This is a genomic window from Roseixanthobacter glucoisosaccharinicivorans, from assembly GCF_043195095.2.
Taxonomy (GTDB): Bacteria; Pseudomonadota; Alphaproteobacteria; order Rhizobiales; family Xanthobacteraceae; genus NCEH01.
This window is the reverse complement of sequence record NZ_CM195538.1, coordinates 3,364,981-3,384,151: the sequence shown is the minus strand read 5'-3', so window position 1 is coordinate 3,384,151 and position 19,171 is coordinate 3,364,981. Positions and strand designations below refer to the sequence as shown.

Genomic DNA, 19,171 nt, shown 5'->3' with positions numbered 1-19,171 from the left:
GTGCGCGCACAGTGAACCCGCGATGCGGGCAAGGCGCAATGGGGTCGGGGCAAGATCACTCAAGCTTCGGCGTCACGGGTTCGGGTGACGGCGGGAGAAGCCCTTCGAACTGCTGGTTCATCTGGTCGGTGGACAGCGGGGCTTTCTGCGTCGCCGCCGCCGCCCAGGGCCAGTGCGGATGGGTGAGCGCGGGCACGGCGAACACGCTGGCCAGCACCGCAATCTGCACCAGGAGATAGGGCGCCAGCCCCGCCATCATGGTGCGCAGCGGCGCATCGCCCTTCATCAGATCCCGTGTCACCACCACTGCATAGCCGAGCGGCGGCAGGAGGAAGCTCATCTGCAACGTCAGAAGGACCAACACGGCGACCCAGCTTGCATCCTCCACCCGCAGCAGCAGGGGTGGAATGACGATCGGCACGATCACGAATACGATCTCGAACGCATCGAGAACCAGCGCACTCAGCGCGATCATGGCAAGGACCAAGGCCGTGACCGGTAGCGGGCCGCCGGGCACCGCCGTGATGAAGGCGGCGATCAGCCGGTCGGTGCCGAACAGGCGGAACACCAGTGTGAGCGTCGTGGCGGCGGCGAGCAGGGCGAATAGCGCCCCGGTCATGCGCATGGCCTCGTCGAGGATCGGGCCGAGGGTTGTACGGGTCACATGGCCGCTGGCGAGGCCGGCCAGGAACAGCACCAGCGCCCCGAGCGCCGCCGCCTCCACCGGATAGACATAGCCGAGGGTCACGCTGACCAGCAGGCCGCCGACGAAGGGAATCGCCAGGGCACTGATCACAGCATCCCGCACGCGCAGTTGCGGCCGCCCCGGTGCCGGCGAAGAGGCCCGGCGCGCCGCCAGCACGGCGACCAGAAGCGCCCCGATAATGAACAATGCGGCCGGTATGAGGGCGCCCTGGAACACGTCCTGCGTATTGACCACGCGGCCGCTGCGCCCGAGCGTGTTGAGCGCGATCGTGTGGGCGTTCAGCATGGCGTCGCCGAGCAGGATCAGCACCAGGGACGGCGGCACCACCACGCCAAGCGTCGCCGCCATGGCGCTCACCGCCTGCACCTTCGGCAAGGGCATGCCGCGCGCCAGCATGGCCGGCGCGATGGTCCGCGCAAGGGCGACCGCGCTCGCGCCCACCGAACCGTTCATGGGGCCGATGAGGGTGCCGATGGCGATCCCCATGACCGGCGCGCTGGCCTGGGCGCGCGGCAGAAGCGCCAGCCCGGTGTCGAAGATGGACGAGGCGATGGGCAATCGGTTCAGCAAAGTGCCCATCAGCACGAACAACGGGAGGGCTTGGAGCAGGTCGCTGCTCATGAGATCGACGATCCGGCCCGGCAGCGCAGCGAACAGGTTGGGCGAGATGACGCCGGTGAGCAGGCCGACGCACATGCCGAACACAGCGGTCGCCAGCAGGACCATCACATTGGGTAGGCCGGTGAACACCGTGCCGCAGCCGATCAACAGCAGGAGAACGAGGCCGAACGCGCTCATGCCGTCTCGCCCGCACCCGGCGCGAACAGATCTATGGCGGCCTGGACGAAGGCGAGCAAAGCGAGCAGCCACATGGCCAGCTTCACCAGGAAATAGCCGGGATTATAGGTTTCCGGAAACGCCTCCAGGCCGAGCACGGACAGCCGGACCATGGGATAGCCTGCCACGATCAGCCAGATCGACCAGGGCAGCAGGCTGATGGCGACGCCGACGCGGGCAATCCCGGCGCGGGTGCGTGGGCTGAAGCGGTGGGCGAGGATGTCGCTCGCCAGATGCGCCCGCGCCCGCGTCGCGGCCGTCACGGCCGCAGCGACATAGAGCGCGAACATCCATTGGCCGATGTCGTTTGCTTCGCGCGAATAGGCCTTCACCAGTTCGCGCAGCGGCCATTGCAGGAACAGCAGGAGCGAGAGTGGAAGAATCAGCCACCGCGCCGTGTCGAGCACAGCTGCGATGGCCGAGGATGCGGCTCGCATCGCGTTTCGCCCCATCTCTTCCTCCCGCCCGACCACGGCCGTGCTCAAGACAGAACCTAGTGCCCCCGCGCGCATTGTCCAGTTGCCGCTACGCAGGGGCGCCGACGCGCGCTGTGCTCACACTTTTTCGAGCGCCTGGGTGAGGTCGGCGAGGAGGTCGCCGGCATGTTCGAGGCCCACGGAGAGGCGCACCAGCCCGTCGGAAATCCCCATCTCGGCCCGCGCCTCGGGGGTGAAGCGCTGGTGGGTGGTGGTGCCAGGATGGGTCAGCAGGCTCTTGGAATCGCCGAGATTGTTGGAAATGCGAATGAGCCGCAGCGCATTGGCGAAGCGGAACGCGCCCTCTTTGCCGCCACCCACCACGAAAGTGGTCAGCGTGCCGCCGCCCTTCATCTGCCGCCGCGCCAATTCCGCCTGGGGATGATCCGCGCGGAAGGGATAGATCACCTTTTCCACCTTCGGCGAGGTGGCGAGCGCATCGGCGATGGCGGCGGCGCTCGCCTGCTGGCGCTCCACGCGCAGCGCCAGGGTTTCCATGCCCTTCAGCAGCACCCAGGCGTTGAACGGCGAGATGGAGGGGCCGGTCTGGCGCAGATAGGTCTGCAAACCCTCGTTGATGAAGGCTTCCGAGGCCAGGATCACGCCACCGAGGCACCGGCCCTGTCCGTCGATATGCTTGGTGGCCGAATAGACCACCACGTCGGCACCCAGCTCGAACGGCTTCTGGAGCAGCGGGGTCGCGAACACATTGTCCACCACCAGGCGCGCGCCGGCGGCATGGGCGATGTTCGCCACCGCCGCGATGTCGATGATTTCCAGCGTCGGGTTGGTGGGGCTCTCCAGGAACAGCACCTTGGTGTTGGGTTTCACCGCCGCCTGCCAGGCCTCAAGATTGGTGCCATCAACCAGCGTGGTCTCCACCCCGAAGCGCGGCAGGAATTCCTCGATGATCCAGCGGCAGGAGCCGAACAGCGCGCGGGCGGCCACCACATGGTCCCCGGCCTTGAGCTGGCAGATCAGCGCGGCATTCACCGCCGCCATGCCGGATGCGGTGGCGCGGGCGGCCTGCGCGCCCTCCAGCAGGGCCATGCGGCTTTCGAACATGGCGGTGGTAGGGTTTCCGTAGCGCGAATAGATGAACCCCGGATCCTCGCCCTTGAAGCGCGCCTCGCAGGATTCCGCATCGTCATAGACGAAGCCCTGTGTCAGATAGAGCGCTTCCGCCGTTTCCCCATAAGGCGAACGGGCGGTGCCGCCCTGAACGAGCAGGGTGTCGGGATGCAGGGTGGAGACGTCCGGGGGGATGTGGGCCAAGGTCTTCGAGCCTCAAGTGAGGCCGAGGACGCGTAGGAATGGGCGAAGACGCCCTTTACGATCCCCGGCCTTTTAGCGATTTGTTTAGCGTGGCAGCAAGCCGGCCGGCTCAAATTCACCACGGAACGATAAGAGTTAAAGCGCGTCGCACCCTTGGCGTCAAGGGACGCGTCCGTTAAACCGAACGCCGGGACAGGGAGGCGGAGTGCAGGTGGACCAGCTCAAACCGGGCATCTTGCCGTCACAGGCCATTGCCGCGTTGCACGAGGCCGGCGGCATCGTCACGAAGCGCGCATTCGACGACGATCAGATCCAGCCGGCCAGCCTCGATCTGCGGCTCGGACGCACCGCATGGCGCATCCGCGCCAGTTTCCTGCCGGGCGCCGGGACCAGCGTGAAGCAGCGGCTGGAGGATCTCGCGCTCCACAAGCTCGACCTCGCCGATGGTGCGGTGCTGGAAACCGGCTGCGTCTATCTGGTGCAATTGTTCGAGAAGCTGCGCCTGCCGGCCGATGTCTCGGCCGCAACCAATCCCAAAAGCTCCACCGGCCGGCTCGATGTGTTCACCCGCGTGATCACCGACGGCGCCCGCGCCTTCGATGCCATCCCCGCCGGCTACGAGGGCCCGCTGTTCCTGGAAATCTCGCCGCGCACCTTCCCGATCCTGGCGCGCACCGGCTCGCGCCTGTCGCAGGTGCGGTTCCGGCGCGGCGTCTCACGCCTCTCCGATCTCGAACTACTGACCCTCCAGACCGCCGAGCAACTGGTGAATGCGGAAAAGCCCGACGTGGTGGGCGGCGGCATCGCGGTCGGCGTCGATCTGGCGGGCGAGGCCTGGGGCGGGCTTCTGGGCTTCCGCGCCAAGCGGCATACCGGCGTCGTCGACGTGGATCGCCGCAACGCGCTCGATGTGGAGGATTTCTGGGAGCCGATCCGGGCGCGCGGGCGCACCAGCCTGGTGCTCGATCCCGACGCGTTCTACATCCTGGCCTCCCGCGAGGCGGTGCAGGTGCCGCCCGCGTTCGCCGCCGAGATGGTGCCGTTCGATCCGCTGGTGGGCGAATTCCGCGTGCATTACGCGGGCTTCTTCGATCCCGGCTTCGGCCATGCGGCGGCCGGCGGCAGCGGCGCGCGCGCGGTGCTGGAGGTGCGCTCGCGCGAGGTGCCGTTCATCCTCGAACACGGCCAGACCGTGGGGCGCCTCGTCTATGAGCGCATGGCCGCGCGGCCGACGGCGCTGTATGGGGAGGGGCTTGGCTCAAACTACCAGGGGCAGGGGCTGAAGCTCTCCAAGCATTTCCGCGCCTTCGTACCGGAGGGCTGAGAGGACGGGCCTCCGGCGGGCGGGATCCTAAGGGTCGATCCATATTCAACGGCGGGGTGCATCCTTGAGGTGCCTGACGGCAGGTGCGTGCCATTGCCTTTTTCGACCGTTCGTCATGGCCGGGCTCGTCCCGGCCATCTACGCGGGGCCGCTGGCACGCACCTTGAAAAGCCGGCACCGGCGGTGCCGCGTGGATGCACGGGACAAGCCCGTGCATGACGATTGTCTTTCGCAACGGCATCAGGCCATGACTGTCGATCGGCCCTATGCCGCCTCCAGCTCCTTATGGGCGGCGGGCTTTGGGGCATGGGCCTGGGCGGCGGGATTGAGCAGGGCGCTGAGGTCAGCGAGCGGGCGCAGCACCGCTTCGGAGAAGCTGAGATAATCCGCCACGAACGGCAGCAGGCGGCGGGTGCCTTGGTTGGTGGCCATTTCCAAAGCCACCGATACCGCCGCGTCGAGTTCCGGCGCCGCGCCGGGATTGGCCGCCGGGGTCGCCAGCCCGAGGGCCTGGTCGAAGGCGGCGAGCGTGCGGGCGCGCGCGGCCTCTAATATGGTCACGGTCTCCGGCGGGGGCGAGAGCGTGTCGAGCCGGTGCGCCACATCCTCCAGCAGCGCCAGATAGGTGATGAGGATTTCCAGGGTGGACACCAGCGTCACCACATCGCCCGCCGAGCGATGGCCGAGCGAGGTTTCCGCCCCGATATGCGGCAGGCGTTCCGACAATTGCCGCAGGTCGGCGGACAGCGCGGCCGTCACATTGCCGATCTCGCCGGGAACGCTGCCCTTGCGGGGCCAGCAATTGGCGAAGGCGGCGCGGCACTGGCTGACCATGCCCACCACCTGATTGCGGATCTGATCGGCCACATAGACCGGAAACACCACGAACGAGACCACCAGCGCGATGATGGCGCCGATGGCGGTCTCGTAGATGCGCGCGATCATGCCGTCGGCGCCGAGCCCGGTAACGAGGTGCAGCCCCACGATCACGGACAGGCCGGTGGCGGCGGAGGCGACGTCATAGCGGTCGCGCTGGGTGACGAGGCCGATCATCTGCGCGATCAGGCAGGCGGCGGCGAGCAGCCAGATGTTGCGGTCCAGCCCCACCACAAGGGCGATGCCGATGATCGCGCCGGCCAGGGTTCCCACCGTGCGATAGCGCACCCGCACATAGGTTTCGCCCAGGCTGTTGCCGAGCACGAACATCACCGTCATGGTCGCCCAATAGGCATGGTCCAGCCCCACCACCAGGTCGAGCGTGGTGGTGATGGCGGTGGCGACCAGGCCCTGGATGGCGACCTTGACATAAAACGGCATGCCCTTCGGCGCGGCCGGGGCGGTGGGTCCGCCGGGGGGCGGCGGCCCGGGCGTGATCAGGCCGGCGGCGGATCCGGGCGCCACGTGCCAGCAAGCGGTATCGACGCTTTCCAGGCGCGAGAGATCGGTGACCACCAGGAACAGCCGGTCGAAGGCGGTTACGGCGCGCAGCAGCGCCAATTGCTCCTGGGCGGCGATATCGGGTTCCATCGCCGCCTCGCGCAGCCGGCTGATGGCCTTGCGCATGCGTTCGGATTGCTCGAACGGCTGGCCGAGCCCGCGCTCCAGGTGACGGGCGAGCTGATCGGCACAGGCGGCGAGCGGCGCGCGCCAGGCGCCGTCCGAGGCCTGCGGATCGGGAATGCAATCGCCCAGCAATTGGGTCGCCACCCGCAGCCGATACACCAGCGAACGCACCGCCTCGATATATTCACGGGCCTGCGGGTCCTCGGCGGCGGCATTCACCAGCGCCGCGCGCACGCGGATCTTGATCCGCTCCAGCATGTCCGCCGGGGGCGGGGGAACGCGGACGCCCGCGCGCACGCTGGCGCCCAACAGGCGAAGGTATTCACCCACCGTTTCACCGGCTTCGATCACGCAGGTGGAATAGACCTTCAGCGCCGAGGGCCGCGCCAGGGTGAAGCGGACGAGGAAGGCCACGATCCCGCCCTGCACCGCCGCGAGCAGCAGCCAGGCGGCTTGAATGCGGGTGGGGTGCAGCACGGCGGCGACGGTGGCGATGATGATGAGCGCGATGCCCATCCGCTGGCCTTCCATGCCGAAACGCCGCAGATACAGCGCGATGCAGGTGAGCGGCACCAGCATCAGCTTCATGCCGAGTTCATTGGCCGGCGCGTTACCGGGCGCCACGATCACCACGGCGATCAGCAGGACGATCGTGAGCGCGAACAGTCTTCCGAAGCTGATGGCCTCCGCCCTGCGGCTGGCGGAGGGCGTGAAATTGATCAGAACCAGCGCCGTCATCGCGCCCGCCATGGGGAATGTGACGTCGAGGTTCAGATCGAACGTGCGCGAGGTCGCGTAGCCGAGGCAGATGACGAGAATGAAGGAGATCGCGAGGTGCAGCGCGCGCGTGCTGTCGATGCCGCCGGGGTCGTGGTCCGACAGCCAGCGCGCGAGCCGCCCGACCAGCGTCGGTTCCGCAGCGCGGCCGGAATCGTCGAACGCGCCGACTGGCGGATCCTGCATCGCTTTACCCCTTCGCGATTCAAACCGTCGGATCGCAAAGGTTCATGGCACGCGGCAAATGTCCAGAGACCAGGCGCCGGTGTCCCCGCATGGCGCCGCCTCGCGATATGCCGTCTCCCGTGCATGGGTCCCGCGTGGCGTGCCGGCGCGGGACCCTGCGGGGGAGACGGTGCCGGCGGGGGCGCCCATTATGGCTGTGGCGCGAATTATTGGACCATGTAGCCGCCCTGCGGGGCCACCATCACGGGGGCGCTTTCGATCTGGTACTGATAGGCCGGCACATAGACGCGCGGGGCCGGCATGATCATGGTGGAGTTGCGCCCGCCGACCGCCTGGGACTGCTGGTCCTGGATCAGCATGTAGCCACCGTGGGCACGCAGATAATCCATCTGGCGCAGCTGCACCTGGCTGTCATTGACCTGATTGATGGAATCGTCGGCACGCGCGGCTGCGGACATGCCGGAGGCCGCCGCAAGGGTCAGCGCGACGAGGGCGGTGCCGGTGGTGATGAACTTGTTCATGACGAACTCCTTCAAACGGGCGCACCCCCTCGTTCGCGAGGGATCGCGCCGTTGCGGGGCGTGGCCCGCAGATTGCGATGTGATGTGGCCCGGGAGGACGCGCGGTGCGCTCAGCCTCGGGCCGGTCTGTCAAGGAAACGCACGAGCACGCGCTTGGTTTCCTCGCCGCTGTGCATTTCGCCGTTTCCCCGCGGCGCGGCGCACCCTGCCGGTCTTCCGCGATGCAAAAGGGCGTGCGAAAATCGTTCAAATTTCCCCGCGCATGCTCTAAAGCGGCGCACGGTGCCGCGCGTCACGCCCGGCCCTGGAGGAGACATGATGGCGGCTGGCGCGCGCGTTCTTTCCCGCTATGAAGCCATGGTGCGCGCGGGGGAGATCACGCCCGATCCCGCGCAGGCCGCCGTGGTCCAGGCGTTCGCCCGTTTGGAACTGGAACTGCGCGATCGCCTGCTGGCCCGCAAATCCTCGGCGCTGGGCTGGCTGTTTCACCGCCGCACCCCCACCGCCCCGCGCGGCCTCTATGTTTATGGCGAGGTCGGGCGCGGCAAAACCATGCTCATGGACCTGTTCTTCGAGAGCGTGGAGGTGCGCGCCAAGCGGCGCGCACATTTCCACGAATTCATGGCGGACGTGCACGATCGCATCTTCGCCGAGCGGCAGGCGCAGAAGCGCGGCGAGCGCAAGACCTCCGACCCGCTCCAGCCGGTCGCCGACGATCTTGCCCGCAACGTGCAGCTCTTGTGCTTCGACGAATTCCACGTGACCGACATCGCCGACGCCATGATCCTCGGCCGGCTGTTCCAGAAGCTGTTCGCCGACGGCGTGGTGGTGGTGGCGACCTCCAACGTGAAGCCGGACGATCTTTATGCCGGCGGCCTCAACCGCGCGCTGTTCCTGCCCTTCATCGCCATGATCGACGAAAAGATGGAGGTGCTGAACCTCGACGCGCGCACCGATTATCGCATGGAGAAGCTGGAGGGCCTGCCGGTGTGGTACGAGCCGCTCGGCCCGGCCGCGCACGAGGCGCTGGATCGCGCCTGGGCGAAGATCGCCGGGCCCGAGGGCGGGCGCCCGACCAGCATTGCCAATCACAGCCGGCAGATTGCGGTGCCGCGCGCCGGCAACGGCGCGGCGCGCTTCTCGTTCGCGGACCTGTGCGCGCAGCCGCTGGGGGCAGGGGACTATCTGCGTATTTCCCGTGCCTTTCATACCGTCGTCATCGAGGGTATTCCGGTGATGGATGGCGACCATCGCAACGAGGCCAAGCGCTTCATCTCGTTGATCGACACCTTCTACGACGGCGGCGTGAAGCTGATCGCCTCGGCGGCGGCGGAGCCGGAACAGCTCTATGTGGGCACGGAGGGCGCGGAAGCGTTCGAATTCGCCCGCACGGTCTCGCGGCTGCATGAGATGCGCTCCACCGAATATCTCGGGCGCACCCACGGCCGGGGAGATTCGGCGGCGTCCGGCAATACCACCGGACTGGTGGAGACCTGAGGGCGGCGTCATCATCGTGTCGCGCGCATCGGCGAACACTGCCGGCTGCTTGTTCGCCCTTGGACCAATTGGCAGTTTCCGCGCGATGTCTATAAGCAGAGCCGGGGCTCGGGCCGCGATTGTGCAGTGCGCGCGTCTTGAACCCCCTGCCGGATGGGAGTAGTCAAGCCCCGCTCGGCCTTGGCCGCTCGCTTCGCCCGTATCCGAGGATCCTCTCCATGGCGCGCAACAAGATTGCTTTGATCGGAGCCGGCCAGATCGGCGGCACGCTCGCCCTTCTCTCGGGGCTGAAGGAACTGGGCGACGTGGTCCTGTTCGACGTGGCCGAAGGCACGCCGCAGGGCAAGGCGCTGGATCTCGCGGAACTCTCCCCGGTGGAAGGTTTCGACGCCAAGCTTTCGGGCGCCAATTCGTACGAGGACATCGCGGGCGCGGACGTGGTGATCGTCACCGCCGGCGTCCCCCGCAAGCCCGGCATGAGCCGCGACGATTTGCTCTCCATCAATCTGAAGGTGATGGAGCAGGTGGGCGCCGGCATCGCGAAATATGCGCCGAATGCCTTCGTGATCTGCATCACCAACCCGCTCGACGCCATGGTGTGGGCGCTGCAGAAATCCTGCGGCCTGCCTAAGGAGAAGGTGGTCGGCATGGCCGGCGTGCTGGACAGCGCGCGCTTCCGCTATTTCCTGGCCGACGAGTTCAAGGTCTCGGTGAAGGACGTGACCGCCTTCGTGATGGGCGGCCACGGCGACACCATGGTGCCGCTGATCCGCTATTCCACGGTGGCCGGCATCTCGGTTCCCGACCTGATCAAGATGGGCTGGACCACCCAGGAGCGCATCGACGCCATCATCCAGCGCACCCGCGACGGCGGCGCGGAGATCGTGAACCTGCTGAAGACCGGCTCCGCCTTCTATGCTCCGGCCGCCTCCGCCATCGCCATGGCCGAGAGCTATCTGAAGGACAAGAAGCGCGTGCTGCCGGCCGCCGCCTATCTCTCGGGCGAATACGGCCTCAAGGACCTCTATGTGGGTGTCCCGGTGGTGATCGGCGCCGGCGGCGTCGAGCGCATCGTCGAGGTCGAGCTGGACCGCACGGAGCGGGCGAATTTCGACAAGTCGGTATCGGCCGTTCAAGGCCTTGTGGATGCTTGCCTCAAGATCGCGCCCGATCTGAGCAAGTGAATGAAGTGCGCGACGGCGGTCCTCGGGCCGCCGTTTCCCTGTCGGGCGGGTTCAACCGCCGGCTTTGACACTCCGAAATGTTCCACCCCATCCGGGGTGGGTCACTTCGAAACCCTTAGGGACGAAGCCCCATGAACATCCATGAGTACCAGGCGAAGGCGCTGCTGAAGAGCTACGGCGCGCCGGTTTCCCGCGGCATCGCGGTGTTTAATCCGGACGAGGCCGAGAAGGCCGCGACCGAGCTCGGCGGCCCGCTCTGGGTCGTGAAGTCCCAGATCCACGCCGGCGGGCGCGGCAAGGGCAAGTTCAAGGAAGCCGCCGCGGGCGAAAAGGGCGGCGTGCGGCTCGCCAAGTCGGTGGAGGAGGTGAAGGCCTTCGCGTCCCAGATGCTGGGCAACACCCTGGTCACCATCCAGACCGGCCCGGCCGGCAAGCAGGTGAACCGCCTCTATATCGAGGACGGCTCCGACATCGAGAAGGAATTCTACCTCTCGCTGCTGGTGGACCGCACCACCTCGCGCGTCTCGTTCGTCGTGTCCACCGAAGGCGGCATGGACATTGAGGACGTGGCCCACAATACCCCTGAGAAGATCGTCAGCTTCTCGGTCGATCCGGCCACCGGTGTGCAGCCGTTCCACGGCCGCAAGGTCGCCGACGCGCTCGGCCTTGCCGGCGATCTCGCCAAGCAGGCGGGCAAGCTGACCGACGTGCTGTTCAAGGCGTTCGTCGCCACCGACATGGAAATGCTCGAGATCAACCCGCTGATCGTCACCAAGGACAATCGCCTGGTGGTGCTCGACGCGAAGGTGAGCTTCGACGGCAACGCCCTGTTCCGTCATCCCGACCTGGTCGAACTGCGCGACCTGACCGAGGAAGACGCCAAGGAGATCGAGGCCTCCAAGTATGACCTCGCCTATATCACGCTCGACGGCACCATCGGCTGCATGGTGAACGGCGCGGGCCTTGCCATGGCGACCCTCGACATCATCAAGCTGTATGGCGAAAGCCCGGCCAACTTCCTCGACGTGGGCGGCGGCGCCACCGAGGAGAAGGTGACGGCGGCGTTCAAGATCATCACCGCGGATCCCAATGTGAAGGGCATCCTGGTGAACATCTTCGGCGGCATCATGAAGTGCGACGTGATCGCGCGCGGCGTCCTGGAGGCGGTCAAGGCCGTCGGCCTGGAAGTGCCCCTGGTGGTGCGCCTGGAAGGCACCAATGTTGAACTGGGCAAGCAGATCATCCGCGAGAGCGGTTTGAATGTGATCCCCGCCGATGACCTCGACGACGCCGCGCAGAAGATCGTGGGCGCGGTGAAGAAGGAAGCTGCGTGATGTCCGTGCTTATCGACGCCAATACCAAGGTCATCACCCAGGGCTTCACCGGCAAGAACGGCACCTTCCATTCCGAGCAGGCGATCGCCTACGGAACGAAGATGGTCGGCGGCACCTCGCCCGGCAAGGGCGGCACCACCCACCTCGGCCTGCCGGTGTTCGACACCGTGATCGAGGCCCGCGAGGCCACCGGCGCCGACGCCAGCGTGATCTATGTGCCGCCTCCGGGCGCCGCGGACGCGATCCTGGAAGCCATCGACGCGGAAATCCCGCTCATCGTCTGCATCACCGAGGGCATCCCGGTGCTGGACATGGTGAAGGTGAAGCGCGCGCTCTCCGGCTCCAAGTCGCGGCTGATCGGGCCGAACTGCCCGGGCGTGATGACGGCCGGCGAATGCAAGATCGGCATCATGCCGGGCAATATCTTCAAGAAGGGCTCGGTGGGCGTGGTCTCGCGCTCGGGCACGCTGACCTATGAGGCGGTGTTCCAGACCACGCAGGAGGGCCTCGGCCAGACCAGCGCGGTGGGCATCGGCGGCGACCCGGTGAAGGGCACCGAGTTCATCGACGTGCTGGAGCTGTTCCTGGCGGACCCGAAGACGGAGTCGATCGTGATGATCGGCGAGATCGGCGGCTCGGCGGAAGAGGACGCGGCGCAGTTCATCGCGGACGAGGCCAAGCGCGGGCGCAAGAAGCCGATGGTGGGCTTCATCGCCGGCCGCACGGCGCCTCCGGGCCGCCGCATGGGCCATGCGGGCGCGATCATCTCGGGCGGCAAGGGCGGTGCGGAAGACAAGATTGCGGCCATGGAAGCGGCCGGCATCCGCGTCTCCCCCTCGCCCGCGCGCCTCGGAAAGACCCTGGTCGAAGTCCTCAAGGGCTGATCGACACCGGCCCGGCGGCGGCGCTGCCGGGCCATTTGCTCCTTTCGCGGGCCTGCCGCTCATTTCGCCACGGCGGCGTGGCCTGCGTGGGAGGCAGTTCGGCCCTGCGGATAAAGCTGCCAAAAGGACGCGGATTGTCCCTTCCGTGCACCCTGCGGCAGGTTTATGTACGGGGCGTTGACTGTCGTGTCGCCGGCTGAGCCGGGGCATTTCGGTCGAAGGACTGGGATCTTAGCCGTCTCAGTCTCAATTTGTGGCAGCGCTCGGCTCTTGGGGCTTGGTTTTCGGGGCGAGTTGCGCTCTTAAAGCCACGGCGCCAAGGCCATCCGGGATTAAGCCCATGTCGCGTGCGGACCAGAACGAACAGCTTCTCGCCACCTCCTTTTTGTATGGAGGTAACGCTCAGTGGATCGACGATCTCTATGCCCGCTACGAAGCTGATCCAGCTTCGGTGGATGCGCAGTGGCAGAGCTTCTTCGCCGCCCTGAATGATGATCCCGCCCAGGTACGCAAGAATGCCGACGGCGCCTCCTGGAAAAGGCAGGGCTGGCCGGTTCATGCCAATGGCGAACTGGTCTCGGCCCTCGACGGAAACTGGATCGAGGTCGAGAAGAAGGTCGCGGACAAGGTCCAGGCCAAGGCCCAGAAGGCCGGCATCGAGTTCTCCTCCACCGACGTGCAGCAGGCGACCCGCGATTCCGTGAAGGCGCTGATGATGATCCGCGCCTATCGCATGCGCGGCCATCTGCACGCCGATCTCGACCCGCTCAAGCTCACCCCGCCGCGCGAGGCGCCCGAGCTCGACCCGGTGTCCTACGGCTTCTACGAGGCCGATCTCGACCGCAAGATCTTCATCGACAACGTGCTCGGGCTCGAATTCGCGACCGTGCGCGAGATGATCGCCATCCTGCGCCGCACCTATTGCCGCACCATCGGCGTCGAGTTCATGCACATCTCCTCGCCCGAGGAGAAGGCCTGGATCCAGGAGCGCATCGAGGGACCGGACAAGGAAGTCAGCTTCACCCGCGAGGGCAAGCGCGCGATCCTCAACAAGCTGGTGGAGGCCGAGGGCTTCGAGAAGTTCCTCGACGTGAAGTACACCGGCACCAAGCGCTTCGGCCTGGACGGCGGCGAGAGCCTGATCCCGGCGCTGGAGCAGATCATCAAGCGCGGCGGCAGCCTCGGGGTTGAGGACATCGTGTTCGGCATGGCCCATCGCGGCCGCCTCAACACGCTGACCCAGGTGATGGGCAAGCCCCACCGCGCCCTGTTCCACGAGTTCAAGGGCGGCTCCTGGGCGCCCGACGAGGTCGAGGGCTCGGGCGATGTGAAGTACCATCTCGGTGCCTCGTCCGACCGCGAGTTCGACGGCAACAAGGTCCATATCTCGCTGACCGCCAACCCCTCGCATCTCGAGATCGTGGATCCCGTGGTGCTCGGCAAGGCGCGCGCCAAGCAGGACCAGCTGAAGGACAGCGAGCGCGTCAAGGTGCTGCCGCTGCTGATCCACGGCGATGCCGCCTTCGCCGGCCAGGGCGTGGTCGCCGAATGCCTCGGGCTCTCCGGCCTGAAGGGTCACCGCACCGGCGGCTCGATCCACTTCATCATCAACAACCAGATCGGCTTCACCACCAATCCGCGCTATTCGCGCTCCTCGCCCTATCCTTCCGATGTGGCGAAGATGATCGAGGCGCCGATCTTCCATGTGAACGGCGACGATCCCGAGGCGGTGACCTTCTGCGCCAAGGTGGCGATCGAGTTCCGGCAGCGCTTCCACAAGCCTGTCGTGATCGACATGTTCTGCTACCGCCGCTACGGCCACAACGAGGGCGACGAGCCTTCGTTCACCCAGCCGCACATGTATAAGGTGATCCGCCAGCACCCGAGCGTGCTCGACCTGTATTCCAACCGCCTGGTGGAAGAAGGCGTGCTGGAAACCGGCGAGGTGGACAAGCTCCGCGCCGCCTGGCGCGACCGGCTGGAAGGCGAATATGAGGCCGGGCAAGCCTACAAGCCCAACAAGGCCGACTGGCTGGACGGGCGCTGGGCCGGCTTCAAGGCGATCCACGAGGACGACGATCCGCGCCGCGGCGACACCGGCGTCGCGCTCGATCGCCTGAAGGACATCGGCGAGAAGATCACCCGCGTGCCGGAGGGCTTCACCGTCCACCGCACCATCCAGCGCTTCCTCGACAATCGCCGCAACGCGATCGAGACCGGCGAGGGGATCGACTGGGCCACCGGCGAGGCGCTCGCCTTCTGCACCTTGCTGGAGGAGGGCAACCCGGTCCGCCTGTCCGGCCAGGACGTCGAGCGCGGCACCTTCTCCCAGCGCCATTCGGTGCTGACCGACCAGAACAACGAGGCGCGCTACAAGCCGTTCAACCATCTCACGGCCGACCAGGCCAAGTACGAGGTCATCAATTCGATGCTCTCGGAAGAGGCGGTGCTGGGCTTCGAATATGGCTACACCCTTTCGGAGCCCAACACGCTGGTTCTGTGGGAAGCCCAGTTCGGCGACTTCGCCAACGGCGCGCAGGTGGTGTTCGACCAGTTCATCTCCTCGGGCGAGCGCAAGTGGCTGCGCATGTCGGGCCTCGTGTGCCTGCTGCCGCACGGCTATGAGGGCCAGGGGCCGGAGCATTCCTCCGCCCGCCTGGAGCGCTATCTGCAGATGTGCGCGGAAGACAATATGCAGGTGGCGAACTGCTCCACTCCTGCCAATTACTTCCACATCCTGCGCCGCCAGATGAAGCGCGAGTTCCGCAAGCCGCTGATCCTGATGACGCCGAAGTCGCTGCTGCGCCACAAGCGGGCGGTCTCCAGCCTGTCGGAGCTGGCCGAGGGCACCACCTTCCACCGCATCCTGTTCGACGATGCCCAGTCGCATCCGACCGCGGATTCGGTGAAGCTGGTGGCGGACGAGAAGATCCGCCGCGTCGTGCTGTGCACCGGCAAGGTCTATTACGACCTCTATGAGGAGCGCGAGAAGCGCGGAACCAACGACGTGTATCTGATGCGCGTCGAGCAATTGTTCCCGTTCCCGCTCAAGACCCTGGTTCAGGAACTCTCGCGCTTCAAGAACGCGGAAGTGGTCTGGTGCCAGGAAGAGCCGAAGAACCAGGGTGCCTGGGCCTTCGTGCAGCCGTATCTGGAATGGGTGCTGGAGAATATCGGCGCCGCTTCCAAGCGTCCGCGTTATGCCGGCCGTCCGGCGTCCGCGGCCACTGCCACCGGGCTCATGTCCAAGCATCTCGCGCAGCTGAAGGCGTTCCTCGAGGACGCCCTCAGCTGAGGACAGGCTCTCTCGCTCGACAACCCGCCCCAACGAAAGAAGACGATCCCCATGGCCACCGAGATCCGCGTTCCAACGCTCGGCGAATCCGTGACGGAAGCGACCATCGGCAAGTGGTTCAAGAAGCCGGGCGAGGCGGTGAAAGCCGACGAGCCGCTGGTTGAGCTTGAAACCGACAAGGTCACCGTGGAAGTGCCGGCGCCCGCCGCCGGCGTGCTGTCCGAAATCGTCGCCAAGGATGGCGAGACGGTCGGGGTCGGCGCGCTGCTCGGCATGCTCGGCGAAGGCTCAGGCGCTGCTGCGGCGCCCGCTCCGAAGGCCGACGCTCCGAAGGCCGAGGCGCCCAAGGCCGAAGCGCCGAAGGCTGCTGCCGCGCCTGCGAAGCCCGCGCCCGCCAAGGCGGCTGCCGCCGATGCCAACGGCCCCGCCGTCGCCCGCCTCGCGGCGGAGAGCGGCGTCTCGCCGGCCGGCGTGGACGGGTCCGGCAAGGATGGCCGCGTGACCAAGGGCGACATGCTCTCGGCCATCGCCGCCGTGCAGGCCGCGCCTGCCCCGGTCGCCGCCCGTGCGCCGTCCTCGGCGAACGAGGCCGCGCTCGAAGAGCGGGTGAAGATGACCAAGCTGCGGCAGACCATCGCCCGCCGCCTGAAGGACGCCCAGAACACCGCCGCCATGCTCACCACGTTCAACGACGTGGACATGAGCGGCGTCATGGGCCTGCGCGCCCAGTTCAAGGATGCCTTCGAGAAGAAGCACGGCACCAAGCTCGGCTTCATGGGCTTCTTCACCAAGGCCGTGATCCAGGCGCTGAAGGACATCCCGGCGGTGAATGCCGAGATCGACGGCACCGACCTCGTCTACAAGAATTATTACAACATCGGCATTGCCGTGGGCACCGAGAAGGGCCTCGTGGTTCCGGTGGTGCGCGACGCCGACCAGATGTCGGTCGCCGAGATCGAGAAGGCCATCGCCGGCTATGGCCGCAAGGCGCGTGACGGCAAGCTCGGCATCGAAGACATGCAGGGCGGCACCTTCACCATCACCAATGGCGGCATCTACGGTTCGCTGATGTCCACCCCCATCCTCAACGCGCCGCAGTCGGGCATTCTCGGCATGCATCGCATCGAGGAGCGGCCGGTGGCCATCAAGGGGCAGGTGGTGATCCGCCCGATGATGTATCTCGCGCTCTCCTACGACCACCGCATCGTCGACGGCCGCGAGGCCGTGACCTTCCTGGTGCGCGTGAAGGAAACCCTGGAAGATCCGGCGCGCCTCGTTCTGGATCTGTGAGGGCGGCTGGAACGAGACAATGCCCACGATCGCCATCGTGGAGGGGATGAAGATCCTCGTTTATAGTAACGAACACGGTGTCCCGCATTTCCATGTGCTTTATGCGGAGCACCGTGTCGTGATCGAGATTGAGACACTCGACGTTCTCGAAGGTGACCTGCCCCGCGCCAAGTTGCGGACGATCCTGGAGTGGGCGCAGCCACGAAAGTCACAGATTTTTCTCCAGTGGACCAATGCCACCACGGGGCTGCCGACCGAGAGGATTCCATGACGACGTTGCCACGTATCCGGACCGCGGAGCCCGTGATCAACGGCGTCATGAAGCTCGTGTTTCTCGATGGCTATGAAGGCGTCGTCGACCTGCGTCCCATCATCGCGCGCGGCAAGATCTTCACGTATCTCCAGAAGCCCGAGAACTTTGCGAAGGTTCAAGTGGAGGACTACGGGCACCACGTCTTCTGGACGGACGACAACGGCAACGAAATCGACTTCGGTGCCGACCAGCTTCGCAAGGATTGCGAAAAGCAGGCGCAACTGCACCTGCTTGCCGCAAGCTGATCAATCGAGAGCAATTTCCCCATGTCCTACGATCTCATCGTCATCGGCACCGGTCCCGGCGGCTATGTCTGTGCCATCCGCGCGGCCCAGCTCGGCCTGAAGGTCGCGGTGGTGGAGAAGCGCGCCACCCACGGCGGCACTTGCCTGAATGTCGGCTGCATCCCCTCCAAGGCGATGCTCTACGCCTCCGAATTCTTCGAGGAAGCGGGCCACAAGTTCGCCTCCATGGGCATCGGCGTCGGCACCCCCACGCTCGATTTGCCCGCCATGCTCGCCTTCAAGGACAAGGGCGTGGACGGCAATGTGAAGGGCGTCGAATTCCTGCTGAAGAAGAACAAGGTGGACGTCTATTTCGGCACCGGCAAGATTCTCGCCGCCGGCAAGGTGGAAGTCACCCTCAATTCCGACGGCTCCAAGCAGGTGGTGGAGACGAAGAACATCGTCATCGCCACGGGCTCGGACGTGGCGCAGCTGCCCGGCGTGACGATCGACGAGGAGCGCATCGTCTCCTCCACCGGCGCGCTGACCTTGGCCAAGGTGCCCGGCAAGCTGGTGGTCGTGGGCGCGGGCGTGATCGGCCTTGAGCTCGGCAGCGTGTGGCGCCGCCTCGGCGCGCAGGTCACCGTGGTGGAATATCTCGACCGCATCCTGCCCGGCATGGATGGCGATGTGGCGAAATCCTTCCAGCGCATTCTCGCCAAGCAGGGCTTCGACTTCAAGCTCGGCAGCAAGGTCACGGGCGTGGATACGTCCGGCAAGACGCTGAAGGTGTCCATCGAGCCCGCCGCCGGCGGCGCGGCTGAGACGCTGGAAGCGGACGTGGTCCTGGTGGCCATCGGCCGGGTCGCCTACACCGCCGGGCTCGGCCTCGCCGAGATCGGGGTGGAGACCGACAAGCGCGGCCGCGTGGTGACGGATCAGCACTTCAAGTCGAGCGTGGACGGCATCTATGCCATCGGCGACGTGATCGCCGGCCCCATGCTGGCCCACAAGGCCGAGGACGAGGGCGTCGCGGCGGCGGAGATCCTGGCCGGCAAGGCGGGCCATGTGAATTACGACGTCATCCCCGGCGTGGTCTACACGTTCCCGGAAGTGGCCTCGGTCGGCAAGACCGAGGAAGAGCTGAAGGAAGCGGGCATCGCTTATAGCGTCGGCAAGTTCCCCTTCACCGCGAACGGCCGGGCCAAGGTGAACAACACCACGGACGGGTTCGTGAAGATCCTGGCCGATGCCGCCACCGACAAGGTGCTCGGCGCCCATATCATCGGCCCCGAGGCGGGCGAGATGATCCACGAATGCGCCGTGCTGATGGAGTTCGGCGGTTCGTCCGAGGATCTGGCCCGCACCTGCCATGCCCATCCCACCCGCTCGGAAGCGGTCAAGGAAGCGGCCATGGCGGTGGAGAAGCGCTCCATCCACATGTGAGCCGAAGGGCTGGCCGCCGCATCCGGTGGCCGGCCCCTT

At 66.4% G+C, this 19,171-nt stretch carries 15 protein-coding genes and 1 riboswitch; of the genes, 10 read left to right on the top strand and 5 right to left on the bottom strand.

The annotated features are described in order from the left end of the window. Nucleotides 1-55: 55 nt before the first annotated feature. From V5F78_RS15675 to V5F78_RS15665, 3 genes are all read right to left on the bottom strand, one after another. On the bottom strand, nucleotides 56-1,504 hold the full coding sequence (locus V5F78_RS15675; protein ID WP_394066923.1) for a TRAP transporter large permease subunit: 1,449 nt from the start codon (nucleotides 1,502-1,504) through the stop codon (nucleotides 56-58). After that, on the bottom strand, nucleotides 1,501-1,980 hold the full coding sequence (locus V5F78_RS15670) for a TRAP transporter small permease subunit (RefSeq protein ID WP_394066922.1): 480 nt from the start codon (nucleotides 1,978-1,980) through the stop codon (nucleotides 1,501-1,503). Before V5F78_RS15670 ends, V5F78_RS15675 begins: the two co-directional genes overlap by 4 nt. A gap of 117 nt (nucleotides 1,981-2,097) precedes the next feature. Beyond that, on the bottom strand, nucleotides 2,098-3,294 hold the full coding sequence (locus V5F78_RS15665) for an O-succinylhomoserine sulfhydrylase (RefSeq protein ID WP_394066920.1): 1,197 nt from the start codon (nucleotides 3,292-3,294) through the stop codon (nucleotides 2,098-2,100). Between the two features lie 52 nt (nucleotides 3,295-3,346). Continuing rightward, nucleotides 3,347-3,426: riboswitch (SAM riboswitch) on the bottom strand. 79 nt (nucleotides 3,427-3,505) lie between these two features. Between V5F78_RS15665 and V5F78_RS15660 the strand changes: the two genes are divergently transcribed. Then, nucleotides 3,506-4,618: a 2'-deoxycytidine 5'-triphosphate deaminase gene (locus tag V5F78_RS15660; protein WP_394066919.1), complete on the top strand. Its 1,113-nt coding sequence runs from the start codon at nucleotides 3,506-3,508 to the stop codon at nucleotides 4,616-4,618. A 264-nt stretch (nucleotides 4,619-4,882) separates the two neighbouring features. On the opposite strand, the gene V5F78_RS15655 is transcribed toward V5F78_RS15660, so the two are convergent. Both V5F78_RS15655 and V5F78_RS15650 read right to left on the bottom strand, forming a co-directional pair. After that, nucleotides 4,883-7,144 carry an FUSC family protein gene (locus V5F78_RS15655; protein ID WP_394066917.1) on the bottom strand — a complete coding sequence of 754 codons (2,262 nt, stop codon included), beginning with the start codon at nucleotides 7,142-7,144 and terminating at the stop codon, nucleotides 4,883-4,885. Nucleotides 7,145-7,350: 206 nt separating this feature from the next. Continuing rightward, entirely contained in the window at nucleotides 7,351-7,665 is a 315-nt protein-coding gene (locus V5F78_RS15650; RefSeq protein ID WP_394066915.1) for a hypothetical protein, read from the bottom strand. 315 nt (nucleotides 7,666-7,980) lie between these two features. Between V5F78_RS15650 and zapE the strand changes: the two genes are divergently transcribed. The 9 genes from zapE (at nucleotide 7,981) to lpdA (ending at nucleotide 19,132) form a co-directional block, all read left to right on the top strand. Further along, nucleotides 7,981-9,162, top strand: a complete 1,182-nt coding sequence (gene zapE, locus V5F78_RS15645; protein ID WP_394066913.1) for a cell division protein ZapE — start codon at nucleotides 7,981-7,983, stop codon at nucleotides 9,160-9,162. 218 nt (nucleotides 9,163-9,380) lie between these two features. Continuing rightward, complete coding sequence (gene mdh / locus V5F78_RS15640; RefSeq protein ID WP_394066911.1) at nucleotides 9,381-10,346, top strand: malate dehydrogenase; 966 nt, start codon at nucleotides 9,381-9,383, stop codon at nucleotides 10,344-10,346. Between the two features lie 131 nt (nucleotides 10,347-10,477). After that, entirely contained in the window at nucleotides 10,478-11,680 is a 1,203-nt protein-coding gene (sucC, locus tag V5F78_RS15635) for an ADP-forming succinate--CoA ligase subunit beta (protein WP_509276242.1), read from the top strand. Next, a complete protein-coding gene (gene sucD, locus V5F78_RS15630) occupies nucleotides 11,680-12,564 on the top strand; it encodes a succinate--CoA ligase subunit alpha (RefSeq protein WP_509276241.1) in 885 nt (294 codons plus the stop codon). Before sucC ends, sucD begins: the two co-directional genes overlap by 1 nt. A gap of 340 nt (nucleotides 12,565-12,904) precedes the next feature. After that, entirely contained in the window at nucleotides 12,905-15,859 is a 2,955-nt protein-coding gene (locus V5F78_RS15625) for a 2-oxoglutarate dehydrogenase E1 component (protein WP_394071151.1), read from the top strand. A gap of 51 nt (nucleotides 15,860-15,910) precedes the next feature. Next, nucleotides 15,911-17,149 carry a 2-oxoglutarate dehydrogenase complex dihydrolipoyllysine-residue succinyltransferase gene (gene odhB, locus V5F78_RS15620; RefSeq protein ID WP_394071152.1) on the top strand — a complete coding sequence of 413 codons (1,239 nt, stop codon included), beginning with the start codon at nucleotides 15,911-15,913 and terminating at the stop codon, nucleotides 17,147-17,149. A 19-nt stretch (nucleotides 17,150-17,168) separates the two neighbouring features. After that, nucleotides 17,169-17,420 carry a DUF4160 domain-containing protein gene (locus tag V5F78_RS15615; protein ID WP_394071153.1) on the top strand — a complete coding sequence of 84 codons (252 nt, stop codon included), beginning with the start codon at nucleotides 17,169-17,171 and terminating at the stop codon, nucleotides 17,418-17,420. Beyond that, nucleotides 17,417-17,707, top strand: a complete 291-nt coding sequence (locus V5F78_RS15610; protein ID WP_394071154.1) for a DUF2442 domain-containing protein — start codon at nucleotides 17,417-17,419, stop codon at nucleotides 17,705-17,707. Before V5F78_RS15615 ends, V5F78_RS15610 begins: the two co-directional genes overlap by 4 nt. A 21-nt stretch (nucleotides 17,708-17,728) precedes the next feature. After that, nucleotides 17,729-19,132 carry a dihydrolipoyl dehydrogenase gene (lpdA, locus tag V5F78_RS15605; protein WP_394071155.1) on the top strand — a complete coding sequence of 468 codons (1,404 nt, stop codon included), beginning with the start codon at nucleotides 17,729-17,731 and terminating at the stop codon, nucleotides 19,130-19,132. The last annotated feature ends 39 nt before the right edge of the window (nucleotides 19,133-19,171 follow it).